The organism is Terriglobus sp., assembly GCF_965201105.1.
Classification (GTDB): Bacteria; Acidobacteriota; Terriglobia; order Terriglobales; family Acidobacteriaceae; genus Terriglobus.
This window is the reverse complement of sequence record NZ_OZ241741.1, coordinates 1851213-1867955: the sequence shown is the minus strand read 5'-3', so window position 1 is coordinate 1867955 and position 16743 is coordinate 1851213. Positions and strand designations below refer to the sequence as shown.

The following is a 16743-nucleotide window of genomic DNA, read 5'->3' as shown; positions in this document are numbered from 1 at the left end:
GACGCTAGCTCCTGGCATCGTACGCCTCGCTCTCTTCCGTGCCGCTCGGCTCTCTCGAACGAAGCGAAGCCACGCGTTCGCGTGCTGATGCGAGTGCTTGCGCGACGAGAGCACGGGCCGTGCCGCCGATTACGTCATGGCAGTCCAGCGTTGCAGCCGTGGTGACGCTCGCGGCGAAATCGCTGCCGAACTCCAGACCAAACTGCTGCAACTCTTCGGTCGCAAGCTGCTGCAACTCACGTCCTGTTTCCAACCCGAGCCGAACCGCCTTCCCAACCTTCTCGTGCGCCGTGCGAAAAGGAACGCCCTTGTGCACCAGGTACGTTGCGGCTGCCATCGCATTCAGGTAGCCGCTGTCTGCCGCGGCCTGCATGCGATCGAAGCGAAAGCGCAGTGCCGATGTGAACGGCGCGAGGAGTGGCAGCATGCCGTCCAGCGTATCGGCCACACCGAAGACGGCTTCCTGCGTCTCCTGCATGTCCTTGTTGTAGGCCAGGGGCAAGCCCTTCACGATGGTACTCAATGTGACGACTGCACCTGCCAGACGCCCGCTTTTTCCGCGCAGCAGCTCTGTGAAGTCAGGATTTTTCTTTTGCGGCATGGCAGAAGAGCCGGTCGAAAACGCCTCTGGAAGATCGACGAAGCCGAACTCCTGAGTGGCTTGGATGGTGATCTCTTCCGCAAAGCGCGAAAGGTGCAGGCCGATGACGGACGCGACCTGCGCAAACTCCAGCGCGAAGTCGCGATCACTCGTCGCGTCCATGCTGTTCAGCGTGGGTCCGTTAAAGCCGAGTTCCTCCGCAGCAATGTTGCGATCGAGCGCAAGCGTTGCACCGGCGATGGCACCCGAGCCAAGCGGGCACTGGTTGAGCCGGTCGCGCGCATCTTCTAATCGCGAACAATCGCGCAGCACCATCTCGACATAGGCGAGCAGCCAATGCGCGACGAGCACCGGCTCCGCGCGCTGCAGGTGTGTATAGCCGGGCATAACCGCTTCACCTGCACTGGCAGCAAGCGTAAGCAGGGCATCAGCCCATGTGGCCAGATGTTCGATCGCCCGGTCGATGGTGTCGCGGACGTACAACCGCAGGTCCGTTGCTATCTGCTCGTTGCGGCTGCGCCCCGTATGCAGCTTCAGTGCCACAGTACCGATGCGCTTGGTCAACTCCAATTCCACGAAGTGATGCACGTCTTCCGGTAGAGATGAAGTCACGTCAAGCTGCTGTTCACGCAACTCATTCTTTAGCGCATCCAGAGCATGTTTGATCTGCTGACTTTCGTCATGCGTCAGGATGCCTGCAGACTCCAGCATCAAAGCATGTGCCTTGCTTGCTGCCGCTTCCTGCGGAATCAAGCGCCAGTCAAACGGGAACGATCGCTGCCACTGTTCAAACGACGGATTTAATGGCTCGCGAAAACGGCCAGACCACATTTTGCTCGCTTCGTTCGCCATCTCTACTTGGAGCCTTTCAACTGCGGCATGTCTGAGCCGTCGCTGCCGCTGGTCAATTGGATCAGCCCGGATGCAGCGTAGGTCTGCAGCTTCGCGCGCGTGTCGGTGATGTCCAGGTTGCGCATGGTGAGCTGACCAATGCGGTCACGCGGCGAGAAAGTGGATTCGGTCTTTTCCATGGAAAGCCGCTCGGGTGCAAAGGTGAGATTAGGGCTGTCCGTGTTCAGGATGGAATAGTCGTTGCCGCGGCGCAGTTCGAGCGTCACCTCTCCCGTGACTGGCCGCGCAATCCAGCGCTGTGCCGCCTCTCGCAGCATGATCGCCTGTGGATCGAACCAGCGACCCTGGTATAGCAGCCGGCCAAGCTTGCGGCCATTTTCGCGGTACTGCTCAATCGTGTCCTCATTATGAATGCCGGTGATCAGGCGTTCATACGCGATGAAGAGCAGCGCGAGGCCAGGTGCCTCATAAATGCCGCGACTTTTGGCTTCGATGATGCGGTTCTCAATCTGGTCGCTCATGCCCAGGCCGTGGCGGCCGCCGATACGGTTCGCCTCCAGCATCAGCTCGACAGGATCGCTGTACTCGATACCGTTCAACGCGACGGGCACGCCTTCGGCAAAACGCACGGATACTTCTTCACGCGAAACATCCACATCATCGCGCCAGAACGCAACGCCCATAATCGGCGCCACGATCTTCATGGATGTGCTCAGGTGCTCCAGGTCTTTCGCTTCGTGCGTAGCTCCAAGAATGTTCGAATCGGTCGAATACGCCTTCTCAGCCGACATCCTGTAGTCAAAGCCGCTTTGCTGCAAAAAGGCCGACATCTCTGCCCGCCCGCCCAGCTCGTCAATAAACGCGGCGTCCAGCCATGGCTTGTATACCTTCAACTCAGGATTGACGAGCAGGCCGTAGCGATAGAAACGCTCAATGTCGTTTCCTTTGTACGTCGAGCCGTCACCCCAGATGTTGACGTCGTCCTGCTTCATCGCGGTCACCAGCATGGTGCCGGTCACAGCGCGGCCAATGGGCGTTGTATTGAAGTAGGTAACGCCCGCCGTGGTGATGTGAAACGCGCCAGCCTGCAGTGCCGCGATGCCTTCGCGCACCAGCTGCGCACGGCAATCAATCAGGCGAGCGCTTTCAGCGCCATACTCCAGCGCCTTCCTTGGTATCGCTTCGTAATCAGTCTCGTCCGGCTGGCCGAGATTCGCGGTATATGCGTAGGGAAGTGCGCCCTTTTGCTTCATCCAGTGAAGCGCGGCCGAGGTGTCTAGCCCGCCCGAGAATGCAATGCCGACCCGCTGGCCGGTGGGGAGGGACTCAAGAATGACAGACATCAAAAACCTTTCGTGCGTTGGTACGCACGAACCTGTGCTCGGTTCGCGCGTTCTGAGCGACAGATCGCTATGCCAGCGACTTGCGACGTTTACCCACGCCTCGATCGCGCGGGATCCGCTTGGCACCGCCCAGCAGCATGAGCAGCAGGGCCTTCTGCGCGTGCATCCGGTTCTCTGCTTGGTCAAACACGATGGATTGCGGAGAGTCGATGACCGCGTCCGTGACCTCCTGACCGCGGTGCGCCGGCAGGCAATGCATAAAAACGGCGTGCTCCGTCGTCTGCCGCATCAGATCTTCGTTCACCTGGTACGGACGGAAGATCGGCGTGCGCTTTGTCGCTTCATTCTCCTGGCCCATGCTGATGCACACGTCGGTGTACACCGCGTCCGCCCCAGCCACAGCCTTCGCGGCATCGTGCATAAGTTGAATGGAGCCGCCGGTCTGCTCCGCGAAGGCGATCGCTTTGTGAATGATGTCCAGGTCGGGCTCGTACCCTTTTGGTGTCGCCACAGTCACGTGCGCGCCCAACAATGCACCCGCGAGCATGAGCGAGTGACACACGTTGTTGCCATCGCCTACATAGGTGAACTTAAGCCCTTCACAGGAACCGAATCGCTCCTCAAGTGTAAAGAAATCGGCAAGGGCCTGACACGGATGCTCGTAGTCAGAGAGCGCGTTGATGACCGGGACTTTCGCGTTCTCTCCAATCTCGGTCACCGTGTCATGGGCATAGGTTCGCAGCACGATTACATTAACCCAGCGCTCCAGGTTGTGTGCTACGTCGGCCAGCGACTCGCGCTCGCCAAGTACCGAGTTGGTCTGGTCGACAAAGATTGCGTTCCCACCGCAGGTGTTGATCGCCGTTTCAAACGTAAGCCGTGTGCGCAGCGATGCCTTTTCGAAAATCAGCACCATCTGCTTCGCATCCAGGGCATGCCGGAAGTCTTCCGGCCGTGCCTTGACGGCGTGCGACAGTTCCAAAATCGCAGCCATTTCCTGCACGGTAAGGTCGGCGATCGAGGAGAGATCGCGCCCCCGCAGCGCCTTCGCTGCCTCTGTAAACGCAGCATCGGACTGGATGCCCAGTTCCGCCCTTGCCCGCGGCTGTTCATGCTCCGGCAGGCTCATCACTACAGTCTTGCTATCCATGTACCGCTTCCCCGGCAGGCTCGGCCACCGCCGCCTGCTTCGTTTCGATCTCCTCGATCAGTGACTCCATTGCCGCGATGGTTTCGTCCACCTGTGCGCGGGTGATCAGGAACGGCGGAAGAAAGCGCAATACCGTCTCGCTCGTGCGATTCAGCAGGATGTGCTTCTCCAGCATCATGCGTGTTTGCAGTTCAGCGGCAACCTTGTCGGAGTGCATATCCATGCCGAGCATCAGGCCCATGCCGCGAACCTCCGCGACCGCGGCGTGTTCGGCAGCCAACGATTCCAGCCGTTGCTTGAAGTAACTGCCCACCTCCGCGACATGATTGAGCAGGGAAGAGCGTTCGATCTCGTCGATCACCGCCAGCGCCACTGCGCAGACCAGCGGACCGCCGCCAAAGGTAGTGCCGTGCATGCCAGGCGTGATTGCGCGCGCGGCCTCTTCGTTGCAACACATCGCACCCATCGGCAGGCCGCCTGCGATCGGCTTGGCAAGCGTTGTCACGTCTGGCTGGATGCCATAGTGCTGGTAAGCGCACCACTTGCCGGTGCGACCCATGCCACTCTGGATCTCGTCGGCCAGCAGCAGCGCGCCCGTTGCATCGCACAGCGCGCGCGCCACTTCGAAAAACTCCTGCGAGACGGGGTGGATGCCGCCTTCGCCCTGCAGCGGCTCGATGCAGATCGCGCAGATGTCCTCATTGAACGCGGCCCGCAATGCATCCACATCATTGAATGGGACAAAGCTCACGCCCGGCATCACCGGCTGAAACGGCTCGCGGTACTTGTGCTTGTGCGTGGTCGCGACGGATCCCATCGTGCGGCCGTGGAAGCTGTGCTCCAAGGCGAGAACACGTGTGCCGATCCGCTTGCCTTCCTTGCGCAAGAGCTCCGCATGGGCACGCGCCAGCTTCAGCGCGGCTTCCCAGGCTTCGGTGCCGCTGTTGCACAGAAACACGCGGTCCATGCCCGTGATCTCCGTCAGCTTCAGTGCCAGTGTCGCGGTGTGGTTATGAAAGAACAGATTCGATGTGTGCAGCAGGCCGGTTGAAAGCTGCGCCGTGATCGCCCTGTTGATCGCCGGATGGTTGTAGCCCAGGCCGCACACGCCGATGCCGCTGAGCAGGTCCAGATACGGCGTGCCCGCATCGTCGTACAGGTGCACACCGTCGCCACGCGTGAACAGTATCGGGTGACGGTCGTACGTGGAAAGCAGCAGCTTTTGTTCGGCCGCCTGGGTCGCAACAAGATTCATGTTGGTTGCACCTCCAATTTCCTGTTTCACAATCATGGATTCCGTCCTGTTCTGGTTTGCGTTGGTGAAGTCGAGCAAAGGCAATCGAGTGTCCATGCGTTTCAGTGCGCCGGAGCCGTTCATGCCGCCATCACCTCCGTACCCTGGTCGACGCGCGAGCTGATTAGATCGGGCAAGACACGTGCAGCGTCGGCCGGAAGAATGCGAACGCGCTTCACGCCCGCCCGCAGGGCATCGCGGCACGCATTCAGCTTTGGCAACATGCCTCCACTGATGACCGAACTCTGCTGCAGCGCGGGTACATCGCGCATCGACAGCCAGCGCATCACCGCGCCATCCGCACCCTTCACCCCGGGCACATCGGTCAGAAACACGAGCGCGTCGGCCTTGACGCATGCAGCCGTTGCCGCTGCCATCTCATCCGCGTTGATGTTGTAGTACTCGCCGTCGTATCCAAGCGCGATGGAGCTGATGACCGGCACGGCGTTCATCGTCCAGATCGCTTCGATCCAGCGCGGATCCGTCCCAGCAATCTCTCCCACAAAGCCAAGGTCCGGGGTTGTCTTTTTCTTGCGTGCGCGAAACACCTGACCGTCGCCGCCACAGATGCCCACCGCAGACTGGCCCTGTTGATTGAGAGATGCAACCAGCGACTTGTTCACGCGGCCGGCGAGCACCATTAGCGCGGCATCGCGCGTTTCGGCGTCCGTCACGCGAAGGCCGCTGATGAACTGCGACTCCTTGCCCATCTGTTGCAGCGTGCGTGTCAACTGCACACCACCGCCATGCACTACGGCCACTCTGTGTCCGTCGGCCACAAGGTCCGAAATTGCCTTGCCGATCGCATGCAGCAGCTCCGGTTGTTCCAGCGAGGCGCCGCCCAGCTTCACCACGTACTTCAAAGCAGGCCCTCCGATTCGCTCCACCCACACATTACGTTCAGGTTCTGCACCGCTTGTCCGGCGGCGCCTTTCAACAGGTTGTCCAGGCAGCTGACCAGGACCAGCCGCTTGCCGTCGGGGCTAACTTCAAAGCCGATATCGCAGTAATTCGTCCGCGCCACATGCGCGATCTGCGGCAGGTCACCCGCGCGCCGCACGCGCACCATCGGGCTGTCCGTGTAGAAGCTGCGCAGAACGCGCTCGATCTCTGCGATGGCAACGGGTTGCGCAAGCCGCGCGTAAATCGTGCTCAGGATGCCGCGTGGAATCGGTAACAGGTGAGGCGTGAACTGGATCTGATCCGCGGTCAGCCCCAATTGCTCCAGCAATTCGCCCGTGTGCCGGTGCCCGAAAACGCCATACGCGGAGAGGTTGTCAGCGGCGTACATGAAGTGCGTCTTCGGAGTCGGCGCCTTGCCCGCGCCGCTCACGCCCGACTTCGCATCCGCGATAATGCCACGGTCCAGGTCCAGCAGGACGGCCTGGATCAGCGGTGCGAGCGCAAGGATAATCGAGGTCGCATAACAGCCCGGGTTTGCCACCAAGGTGGCGCTCTCAATGGCGGAGCGGTGCAACTCCGGGCAGCCGTACACCGCGCCCACCTGCAGCGATGCGGCTTTGTCGCGATCGGCGTCATGCAGCCGGTACACCGCCTCATTCGCCGGATCGTGCAAGCGCCAGGCGCCTGAAAGGTCAATCACACGCATGCCCCGCGCAACGGCCTCCGGCACCCACTCACGCGATTGCTCGTGTGGCAGTGCCAGAAAGAGCACTTCCGTACCGCGATCCTGCAACTGCTCCCATGTAAAAGGGACCACCTCCGGCGACCGTGCGCCATCGTGCCGCGCCAGTTGTGGATGCATCTCGTATAAAGACTGAGCTCCAGCGGATGAGCTCGCATCCATGCGGCCCAGGAACAGCGGCGCTTCCTGCTGCAGACGGGGATGAGCCAGCAGCAGACGCGCAAGCTCAGCGCCCGCGTACCCGGACACGCCGGCGACGGCAGTGCGCACAGAACCAACACCTGCCGGATTCACCGCCTGTCCTATCTGCTCCAACACCGCTGCCATCAGCCGATCAATCCTTCCATGCGCTGCTTCAGTACCTCTGCCTGCGCCGCGTCCGCGCAGATGACCAGCACCGTGTCGTCACCAGCGATGGAGCCCATCAGTTCCGGCCAGTCCTCGTAGTCCAGCGCTGCAGCGACGGGCTGCGCGGATCCAGTGGTCGTGATCACGATCAGCAGGTTCTGTGCCTGCTTCACTTCCAGGCCAAAGCTTTCGAGCGTTTCCTTGATCGCGGGCACATCATCGTCATTCGCATCGGGTCCCGCCAGTGCATAACCATTCGCGCCTTTAAAAATGTGCAGCTCATGCATGTCCCGTGAAAGCGTCGCCTGCGTCACGGTGAAGCCGCGTTTCTGCAGCTTGCGCCGTAACTCATCCTGGGATGTGACCGTCGAGTTCGCCAGCATGTCACGGATAGCGGAATGTCGTTGCTGCTTCAAGCCGGGCCTTGCTCCTCAGATCGCACCAGCCGCATGGAGCGGACGGTTACGGATGTCGCCTTGATCTGCGCCGCGGACCAACAGGTCGCCGCTGGGAGGCCTCACTGCATAGGATGCATCTCGCGTCGGACGAGAATGCATAAACATGCACTTCTGTGTATAAATATACACACCCCCGCCACGTTGATCAACGCCATTGACCCGTTCCCCTAGGGTGCAAGTAAGGGTGGAAGAATCGACCGACCCAAAAGTGTCATTGCTGCAATTGAACGTTAGGATGAAGTATGGCCGCCTCTTTCTCGATCCGCCGCCCGGCTGGCGCGCAGGAGATCCCGTCGCTTCTCGACGCGCGCTTTGAGCGCGACTCCTGCGGTGTAGGCTTTGTCGCCTCCCAGCACAATCAGCCATCGCACGACATTCTGGAAAAGGCGCTCACCGCATTGGCTCGCCTGGCACACCGTGGCGCCGTTGCAGCGGACGGCAAAAGCTCCGACGGCGTTGGTGTCATGACTGCCGTTCCACGCACGTTGTTGCTAGACAATACCGGTCTCACCCTCGACCCCGCTCTGCCCCTCGGCGTTGCCGTTTGCATGTTTCCACAGGCGTCTGCCGATGCGGATGCCGCCACGCTCGAGCGCTGTCTCACGGAGAACGGTCTTCGCATTCTCGGCTGGCGCGATATTCCGACGAACTCAGGCGTGCTTGGGGAAATCGCGCTTGGGTCCATGCCGGTTCTGAAACACCTGCTTACGACGGACGACGGTAACTCCTCCATTGAAGAAACGGAGCGCCGGCTTTACCTCGCGCGCAAGAGCTATGAGCGCCGCTTCGAAGCGGACGAGACGCACGGCTACATTGCGAGCTTATCTGCACGCACCATCGTCTATAAGTCGCTTTGCCTGGGCCGAGCTTTAAGCGAGTTTTACCCGGACCTCGCCGACCCGCGGTTCGTTACACCATTTGCGCTGTTTCATCAGCGCTATGCAACCAACACGACACCCGCATGGCATCGTGCGCAACCCGGCCGTACCCTGGCCCACAACGGCGAGATCAACACCGTCTGGGGCAACCGCGCCCGCATGGAGGCGCGCTACAGCACGCTTCCATCCGAATGCCAACCCATTCTCACCAAAGACGGCACGGACTCCACTTCGCTCGATGAAACCGCGGAGCTGCTTGCGCGTAACGGACGCAACATCGCGGAAGCAATCCGCATTCTGTTGCCGCCCGCGGTGACCGAGCGGAGAAGCGCTTTCCTCGAATATCACCGCGATACCGCCGAACCGTGGGACGGTCCTGCCGCGCTTGGCTTTACCGATGGCCGGTACGTGGGTGCCGCCCTCGACCGTAACGGCCTGCGCCCCAGCCGCTACGCCTTCACGGCGGACGGCCTGGTTGTGGCCGGCTCCGAAGCGGGGCTTGTCGACCTCGACCCCGAGCAGGTGATTCACAGTGGCCGCCTTGGTCCTGGGCAGATGCTGGTCGTCGATCTTGAGCAGCAGCAGGTCTACGAAAACGAGGCGCTGCTGGACTTATTCGATGCTGGCGGCGATTACACCCCGCTACTGGACGAGCGCACCATTGAGGCACAGTGGGTCGATCTGCCGCCGACAGATATTGCCGCCGTGCAGCGTGCACAATCCAGCTTCGGGTACACCAAGGAAGACGTGCGCATGGTGCTACAGCCCATGTTCTCCGATGGGAAAGACGCCGTCTGGTCCATGGGAGATGACACGCCTCTCGCCTACCTGGCGCGCTCGCCGCGGCCGCTGTACTCCTATTTCCGCCAGCGCTTTGCCCAGGTGACCAATCCGGCCATCGATCCGCTTCGCGAGGCCATTGTCGTTTCCCTGCACACCCGGCTCGGCCCGTGGTCCCACCTGCTTGATCATCACGCCGCTCTGCCCGGCATCTCGTTGCGCTCGCCCTTTCTTTCCATCGGCAGGCTGGAGGCGCTGCGCCAGGGCAAGTATCCGCAGAACGATACACTTCGGATGCGTGAGTTGAAGTGCGTTTTCAGCAAAGATTTTTCGTTATCGACCGGCATTGAAGCGCTTTGCGCGAACGCCGTTGCGATCGTACGGGAGGGTTGCGAACTTCTCCTCATCAGTGATCGCCGCGCCTCCTCCGATGAGCTGCCGATTCCCATGGCGATCGCCGTTTCCGTCGTACACCACGCTCTGGTAGCCGCGGGCTTGCGCACCCACACCGGCATTGCTGCCGAGGCGGGCGACGTGCGCGACGTGCATCATGCCGCCGTGCTGATTGGCTATGGTGCGGGCGCAGTCTGTCCGTGGCTGGCGCTTGAGACGGCACGCGCCAGCGCACCGGAGGGTTCCAAGCCAAACGACCCTGAGATCAAGATGCTGAAGGCGTTCGATGCCGGCCTGGCCAAGATCATGTCCAAGATGGGGATCAGCGTCGTCGACAGCTATCGCGGCGCGTACCAGTTCGACATCCTTGGATTGGGCCGTGAGGTCGTGGAGCGCTGCTTTCCGCAGACGCCCGCGCCGCTCGGCGGCATTGGCCTGCACCAGATTGAGGATGCAATCCGCCATCAGTGGGGTGCGCCGCCACGCGTGGACGCGAAGGGCGTCGCCGATCTGCCGGATTATGGCTGGGTCAAGTTTCGCCGCGCCGATGAAGCTGAGCCGCACACCTGGGCGCCCGGTCATGTGAAAGCGCTACAAAGCGTGGTCGGCAGCGCGCGCAACATAGCTCCACCCGCCGACCCCGCTGAACAGTTCCGCATCTTCAGCTCTGACATGGGCAGGGACGGGGCCACGACCTTGCGCGATCTCCTGGAGATTCGCCCGGCCGGTCCGGAGGTCGCGCTCGAGCAGATGCCCCGACCGGAGAGCTTCTTCCCGCGCTTCGCCGCGAGCGCCATGTCGCTCGGTTCGCTCAGCCCGGAGGCGCACTCGACCATCACCATTGCCATGAACATGCTCGGTGGCAAATCCAATACGGGAGAGGGCGGGGAAGACTCCGATGTATATCGTCCGCACCTCAGCAATCGCCGCGTTCCGCAGCCTGGCGAACCGTCTGCATTTGTGAACAAGCCTGCGCCCAAAGGTGCACCGGAATCTGGCGGCGTTGCCATAGCCGAGCCCATCGTCGAAGCGCCCGCCGTTCACACCCAACTGAATAACAAGATCAAGCAGGTTGCCAGCGGACGCTTCGGTGTGACCGCCGAATACCTGGCGCACGCCGAAGAGATCGAAATCAAAGTCGCTCAGGGCGCGAAGCCCGGCGAAGGCGGCCAGCTGCCTGGCCACAAAGTTTCGGGTCTGATTGCGCGTCTGCGTCACGCGCAGCAGGGCGTGCCGCTCATCTCACCTCCACCGCATCACGACATCTACTCCATCGAAGATCTGGCCGAGCTCATCCACGATTTGAAGCGCGTGAACCGTCGCGCTGCCATTGGCGTCAAGCTGGTTTCCAGCTGCGGTGTGGGCACGGTCGCGGCAGGTGTCGCGAAGGCGTATGCGGATTACATTGTGATCGCCGGCAACGTGGGCGGCACCGGTGCCGCTGCACTTTCCAGCATCAAATATGCTGGCAATCCTTGGGAACTCGGTTTGGCGGAGGCCCAGCAAACGCTGCGTCAGAACGGCATGCGTGGGCGCGTTCGCCTGCGCACCGATGGCGGCCTTTCCACGGCAAAGGATGTGCTGATCGCCGCACTGCTGGGTGCGGACGAGTACGCCTTTGGCACCGCGGTCCTGGTCGTGCTCGGCTGCGACATGGCCAGGCAGTGTCACCTGAATACCTGTCCCACTGGCATCGCAACGCAGCGACCGGAGCTACGCGCACGCTTCCGGGGAAAGCCCGAGCATGTCGTCCGCTTCTTTGAGCAGCTTGCCGCTGACCTGCAGCACACGCTTGCGCGTTACGGTCTGCCGAGTTTGGAAGATGCCATCGGTCGCGTCGATTTGCTGGAGCAGGTTCGCCATGACGGCGGTCTTGATCTCGCTCCGATGCTTGCTGACCCCGGCGAGGGCCCCCGCAGCTGGGCTGGTGTGCGCAACGATCGCCCCGAGCGCGATCCAGCGCTGGACGAGCAGTGGATCGAACCCGCAGTGCGCGCCGCCGCGTCAGGTCAGCCGTTCCAGGTGAGCGGACACATCGCGAACCGGGATCGCGCCGTGGGAGCGCGCATCGCCGGCGAGCTTGCCATCCTGCAGGCTGCCGCTGAGTCGCCGCTCGCCACCCCCGACATTCGGCTTGATCTGGAGGGCACTGCCGGCCAATCGTTCGGCGCTTTTGCCGCGACGGGCATGCACCTCGCGCTGACCGGCCAGGCGAACGACTTCGTCGCCAAAGGCCTGAGCGGCGGAACCATCACGATCCGTGCGCGAGGTCTCGCCGCGCGGGATTCCAGCGGTTTCGTCATTCTCGGCAACGTCTCGCTCTATGGAGCTACCTCCGGCAGGCTTTTTGCCGCGGGCCGCGCCGGTGAACGCTTCGCAGTCCGCAACAGCGGCGCGACCGCGGTAGTGGAAGGTGTAGGCGACCATGGATGCGAGTACATGACCGGCGGCACCGTCGCCGTGCTGGGACCCATCGGGCTCAACTTCGGCGCGGGCATGACCGGCGGCATGGCATGGGTGTATGACAAAGACGAAACGATTCTGAAGACAACGCGGTATCACGCGGATTTCCTGAGTGCGACGCGCTTTGCCGACACCACTCCTGAAGCGCAGGGTGCGATTCAGGAGTTGTTGGAGGATCACGTGCGTGAAACCGGCAGTTCGTGCGCGCAGTCTCTGCTCACGCATTGGAATGATGTTGCCGGCCGCTTCGTTTGCTTCACACCGTTGCCGCAGGCCTGATCGCAGCATGTAGCATGGCCTGTGTCGAGGCTGCGGCACAGCCACTCAAGGCGGCCCAGCGCCGAAGCAGCCCACACAGGCGGACCCATGCAGCTCAGCACGCTCAATGATGTTTTTTCACGCGCGGTGTCGCGCGGCAGTGAACGCGTGATTCTCGCGCAGGAACACGGCTCCGAATGGAAGCCGATCAGTGGCGATGCGCTCTACTGGCGTGTGCGCCGGTTGGCCGCCTGGCTTCAGGCGCAAGGGGTGCAGAAGGGTGACCGCATTGCACTGCTGGCAGAAAACCGCTGGGAGTGGGCCGTCGTGGATTTCGCCTGTCTCACATTGGGACTGGTCGATGCACCCATGTTTCCCACGCTCAGCGCCGAGCAAACTTCCGCGCAGATCCGTGACTCCGGCGCAAAGATTGCCTTCGTTTCCACCGCGGAGGTCGCGAAAAAAGTGCAGGGCGCGGTCGAGACCATCGTGAGCATGGACGGCACGGAGGGCACCATCGCTTTCGGGCCGCTCGTCGCGGGTGATGAACCCAACACCCGCGATGCCGCCTTCGATGCAGAACGCGCCACCATCCAGCCGGACGACCTGGCGACCCTGATCTACACCTCGGGCACCACGGGCGATGCGAAAGGCGTCATGCTCACGCATGGCAACATCGCTGCCAACCTCTCCATGACCACGGAGATTTACCACTTCAACGCCAACGATATTGCCGTCTCGTTCCTGCCGCTCTCGCATGTGACGGCGCGGCACATCGACTATCTCTTTTACGCCGACAACGTCACCATTGCGTATGTGAGCCGCGCCGAGCGCGTCCTGCCGGCCATGACGCAGGTGAAGCCCACCATCTTCGTCGCCGTTCCACGGGTGTACGAGCGTGTGCGCCAGTCAGCCGAGGGCAAGGCCCACAAAGCCGGCGGCATGAAAGCGAAGATCTTCGACTGGGCGATTCGTACCGGCGGTAAGCATCGCGACGTGGTCGCGCAACGCCAAACTCCCGGATCGATTCCGTGGAAGCTCGCCGACAAGCTCGTGTATTCCAAACTCCGCGAGGCTTTTGGCGGACGCGTGCACACCTTTGTTGCCGGCGGTGCTCCCCTCGGTATCGACCTCGCGCAGTGGTTCGCGGATGCGGGCACACCAATTTTTGAGGGCTACGGCCTGACCGAAACCTCGCCTGTAATCGGGGTGAACCGTCCCGGCGCAAACAGGCTCGGCACCGTCGGCCAGACCTTGCCGAATCTCGAGTGCCGCATCGCTGAGGATGGTGAGCTTCTCGTCCGCGGCCCCAGTGTCTTCAAAGGCTACTGGAACAAGCCGGAGGCGACCTCAGCTGTGTTCACCGAAGATGGCTTTTTCTGCACGGGTGACGTCGGCAACATCGACAAGGACGGATATCTTTCCATCACCGATCGCAAGCGCGAACTGCTCAAGACCACAGGCGGCAAGTTCGTCGCGCCGCAGCCGATTGAGAACCGTCTCAAGGTCTCGTCGCTGATCGCCTATGTCGCGTTGCAGGGGGATCGCCGAAAGTACGTTACAGCCGTGATCGCACCCAACTTCCCGTCCCTGGAGGAATGGGCGCAGCAGCAGGGCATCATCACTTCGGACAGATCCGCACTCGTCCGCGACCCGCGCGTGATCAGCCGGTACCAGCAGGAGCTCGACCGTGTGAACCACGATCTATCGCCTTGGGAAAAGGTGAAGCGCTTCCGCCTGGCAGCCGAGGACTGGACGCCCGAAGCGGGTCATCTGACGCCAAGCCTGAAGCTGAAGCGCCGCATCATCGTGGAGCGCTACAAGGACACCATCGAAGACATGTACGCTGGTGCCGACTCTGAGGGTTGATCTTTCTGCACATGCATTCGCGGATGCAGCCATCACATTTTTGCTTGCGAATGCTGAACGCGCGCGATACAAACGACAAACACACGGATGAAGACGGTAGCCCAACCCGCACAGCGCGAAGTCATGGACATTCGGCAGGCAGCCTCTTACCTTGGCATCAGTGCGGACTCGCTCTACCGCTACGCTTCCGAGGGCGTGGTTCCGGCGTTCAAGCTGGGCAATCGATGGCGGTTCAAGCGCGACCTGCTTGATCGTTGGATGGAGCGCCAAAGTGGCGTCTCGTTCGAACCAGCGTCTCCTGAGTCCAAGAAGCCGGCCCGCTCCGCGCGCTAGTTGCTAGGCCGCGGGCTCCAAGGTGAACAACGTAATCTCAGGCGGGCACCGGAAGCGGATCGGCAAGTGCACTGCGCCGATGCCGCGATTCACGTAGAGCTGCAGATCATCCAACTGGAACAGACCGCGCACGTAGCGCCGGCCCATGACCGGCAGGAACGCGGGCGTGATTCCAGGCACGCGCACCTGTCCGCCATGCGAGTGCCCGGCCAGCATCACGTCCACACCTCCATATGCCTTGACCGTGTCCGCAAAATCGGGTTCGTGTCCGAGCAGCAGCACGGGTTCGCGTTCGGTCGCACGCGGGATGGCCTGCTCCAGGTCAGGGAAGTCGAAATACGCATCGGCCAGGCCCGCAATCCAGAGCCTTTCGTTCGCAGCCTCGATTGCCGTGTAGCTGTTCCGTAGAACGGTCAAGCCCCGCTCGGTCAGGCAATGCGTGACAAACGCAATGTCAATGCAGTCGTGATTGCCCAGTGAACAAACACGCAGCGGCGCCCTCAGCCCGCTCAGTATCTCTGCACACACCGGCATCGCTTTGCGCCAGGGGCCAAACGGGTTCCCGTGCGCTGTTATAAAGTCGCCGGTCATCGCCACCACGGCCGGTTGCAATGCGTTCACCTTCTCGACGACTTGGCGCAGATAGTAATCCTCGGCATACCCGTGATGGTGAAAGTCGGAGATTTGCGCGATGCGCAGGCCGTGAAACGCTGCTGGCAGCCGGCGGATGCGCAGCGTGCATTGCTCGACGACCACGTTGTGCCGGTCAATCGCGGTCATGTCCAGCACCAATGCTGCGATCGCGGCTGCACCAGCACTTTGCAGAAATTCGCGGCGGTTCGGCCGGTGCAGATTCCGAACGCGGTCGCGAAGCACTTGACCCATCGTTCTATTTTACGGGTCCTCGCTGAGCCCAAGCCACACCGTAGAGGGTTCGGTCAGTGCTGCGCGGCTACACTGTAATGGTGTCTGAACGTTCCCGCTGGAAGCGGCTTGCAAAATGCCTGCACGCTGCACGGCTCCCGGCGTTGCTCATCACGCACCTGCCGGACGTGCGCTACCTTTGCGGCTTCACCGGTTCCAGCGCGGCGCTGGTTCTGCTTGCCGGTACGTCGCAGGTACGGGCGCGGCTCTTTACGGACGGCCGATACCGTGACCAGGCCAGGGCCGAGGTGCGCGGTGCGACAGTGCGCATCGTTAAGGGGAACACCTTGCACGCGGCTGCGGAATGGCTCGCGGCCGGCAGCGTTCCCGTGTGCGGCATCGACGCTTCACATACGTCACTGGCCACGCAATCACAGCTAACAAAGGCCTTGCGCACTGCGAAAAGCAAATGCCGCCTCCGCGCGCTTATTTCGCCGGTCACATCTCTGCGCCAGATTAAAAGCGAAGCGGAGCAGCAGACGCTTGCTCGCGCTGCGGCGCTTGGCTGCGATCTGTATAACGATCTGCTCACCTTTATTGAGCCCGGGCTGCGCGAAATCGACATCGCGGCAGAGCTGGAGTGCCGTGCCCGCAAAGCTGGTGCGGATGGCATGAGTTTCGAAACGATCGTTGCGGCAGGTCCGCGCTCCAGTATGCCGCACGCTCGCGCCAGCGCGGCGCCGATCCGCCCGGGAGAGTTGCTGACGCTCGACTTCGGTATCATGCTCGATGGATATTGCTCGGACATGACCCGCACGGTACAGGTGGGTCAGGGGGGCACGCTCGGCCGGCAACGGCATCAGCGCGAAGTATTTGAGGCAGTTCTCGTTGCGCAGCAGGCCGCGGTCGAGATAGTGCGCGACGGTGTATCTGCGGAAACAGTGGATGCCGCCGCGCGGAAGACATTGAAGCAGGCCGGAATGGCGAAGTGGTTTACCCATTCGACCGGACACGGCCTGGGGTTGGAAATTCATGAAGGGCCACGCATTGCGGCAAAGCAGGATGAACCGCTTCGCGCAGGTATGGTCATCACAATTGAGCCGGGCGTCTATCTGCCCGGGCAGTTCGGTGTGCGCATCGAAGATACGGTGCGCGTGACCGAAACCGGCTGCGAAATTTTGACGCCCGCCTACAAAGGCTGGCTGGAGCTGTAA

At 61.8% G+C, this 16743-nt stretch carries 12 protein-coding genes; 4 read left to right on the top strand and 8 right to left on the bottom strand.

Features of this window, described 5'->3' with window-relative positions:
- Window positions 1-4: 4 nt before the first annotated feature.
- The 7 genes from argH to ACOFKT_RS08170 form a co-directional block, all read right to left on the bottom strand.
- The gene (argH, locus tag ACOFKT_RS08200; RefSeq protein WP_419806912.1) at window positions 5-1453 is read right to left on the bottom strand and encodes an argininosuccinate lyase; all 1449 of its coding nucleotides are present in this window, start codon (window positions 1451-1453) and stop codon (window positions 5-7) included.
- Between the two features lie 2 nt (window positions 1454-1455).
- Entirely contained in the window at window positions 1456-2796 is a 1341-nt protein-coding gene (gene argG / locus ACOFKT_RS08195; RefSeq protein ID WP_419806911.1) for an argininosuccinate synthase, read from the bottom strand.
- 67 nt (window positions 2797-2863) lie between these two features.
- Complete coding sequence (gene argF, locus ACOFKT_RS08190) at window positions 2864-3925, bottom strand: ornithine carbamoyltransferase (RefSeq protein WP_419806910.1); 1062 nt, start codon at window positions 3923-3925, stop codon at window positions 2864-2866.
- Between the two features lie 13 nt (window positions 3926-3938).
- Window positions 3939-5297, bottom strand: coding sequence for an aspartate aminotransferase family protein (locus ACOFKT_RS08185; RefSeq protein WP_419806909.1), 1359 nt, complete (start codon window positions 5295-5297; stop codon window positions 3939-3941).
- 23 nt (window positions 5298-5320) lie between these two features.
- Complete coding sequence (gene argB, locus ACOFKT_RS08180) at window positions 5321-6103, bottom strand: acetylglutamate kinase (protein ID WP_419806908.1); 783 nt, start codon at window positions 6101-6103, stop codon at window positions 5321-5323.
- Window positions 6100-7212: an N-acetyl-gamma-glutamyl-phosphate reductase gene (argC, locus tag ACOFKT_RS08175; RefSeq protein WP_419806907.1), complete on the bottom strand. Its 1113-nt coding sequence runs from the start codon at window positions 7210-7212 to the stop codon at window positions 6100-6102. The genes argB and argC overlap by 4 nt, the downstream gene beginning before the upstream one ends.
- Entirely contained in the window at window positions 7212-7649 is a 438-nt protein-coding gene (locus tag ACOFKT_RS08170; RefSeq protein ID WP_419806906.1) for an arginine repressor, read from the bottom strand. Before ACOFKT_RS08170 ends, argC begins: the two co-directional genes overlap by 1 nt.
- 284 nt (window positions 7650-7933) lie before the next feature.
- Here ACOFKT_RS08170 and ACOFKT_RS08165 point away from each other — a divergent pair, with 284 nt between their 5' ends.
- From ACOFKT_RS08165 to ACOFKT_RS08155, 3 genes are all read left to right on the top strand, one after another.
- On the top strand, window positions 7934-12484 hold the full coding sequence (locus ACOFKT_RS08165) for a glutamate synthase-related protein (protein ID WP_419806905.1): 4551 nt from the start codon (window positions 7934-7936) through the stop codon (window positions 12482-12484).
- Between the two features lie 87 nt (window positions 12485-12571).
- Window positions 12572-14332 (top strand): AMP-dependent synthetase/ligase, encoded by a 1761-nt coding sequence (locus ACOFKT_RS08160; protein WP_419806904.1) that lies wholly within the window; start codon window positions 12572-12574, stop codon window positions 14330-14332.
- An 87-nt stretch (window positions 14333-14419) separates the two neighbouring features.
- Complete coding sequence (locus ACOFKT_RS08155; protein WP_419806903.1) at window positions 14420-14665, top strand: helix-turn-helix domain-containing protein; 246 nt, start codon at window positions 14420-14422, stop codon at window positions 14663-14665.
- A gap of 3 nt (window positions 14666-14668) precedes the next feature.
- On the opposite strand, the gene ACOFKT_RS08150 is transcribed toward ACOFKT_RS08155, so the two are convergent.
- Window positions 14669-15550 carry a metallophosphoesterase gene (locus ACOFKT_RS08150; protein ID WP_419806902.1) on the bottom strand — a complete coding sequence of 294 codons (882 nt, stop codon included), beginning with the start codon at window positions 15548-15550 and terminating at the stop codon, window positions 14669-14671.
- Window positions 15551-15630: 80 nt separating this feature from the next.
- Here ACOFKT_RS08150 and ACOFKT_RS08145 point away from each other — a divergent pair, with 80 nt between their 5' ends.
- Window positions 15631-16743 (top strand): M24 family metallopeptidase, encoded by a 1113-nt coding sequence (locus ACOFKT_RS08145; protein WP_419806901.1) that lies wholly within the window; start codon window positions 15631-15633, stop codon window positions 16741-16743.

Excerpts from the sequence above, each read along its gene's own strand:
- argG (WP_419806911.1), bottom strand. The coding sequence starts at position 2,796 with ATGTCTGTCATTCTTGAGTCCCTCCCCACCGGCCAGCGGGTCGGCATT.
- ACOFKT_RS08150 (WP_419806902.1), bottom strand. The coding sequence starts at position 15,550 with ATGGGTCAAGTGCTTCGCGACCGCGTTCGGAATCTGCACCGGCCGAAC.
- argH (WP_419806912.1), bottom strand. The coding sequence starts at position 1,453 with ATGGCGAACGAAGCGAGCAAAATGTGGTCTGGCCGTTTTCGCGAGCCA.
- argC (WP_419806907.1), bottom strand. The coding sequence starts at position 7,212 with ATGGCAGCGGTGTTGGAGCAGATAGGACAGGCGGTGAATCCGGCAGGT.
- argF (WP_419806910.1), bottom strand. The coding sequence starts at position 3,925 with ATGAGCCTGCCGGAGCATGAACAGCCGCGGGCAAGGGCGGAACTGGGC.
- ACOFKT_RS08160 (WP_419806904.1), top strand. The coding sequence starts at position 12,572 with ATGCAGCTCAGCACGCTCAATGATGTTTTTTCACGCGCGGTGTCGCGC.
- ACOFKT_RS08165 (WP_419806905.1), top strand. The coding sequence starts at position 7,934 with ATGGCCGCCTCTTTCTCGATCCGCCGCCCGGCTGGCGCGCAGGAGATC.
- ACOFKT_RS08155 (WP_419806903.1), top strand. The coding sequence starts at position 14,420 with ATGAAGACGGTAGCCCAACCCGCACAGCGCGAAGTCATGGACATTCGG.
- ACOFKT_RS08185 (WP_419806909.1), bottom strand. The coding sequence starts at position 5,297 with ATGGACACTCGATTGCCTTTGCTCGACTTCACCAACGCAAACCAGAAC.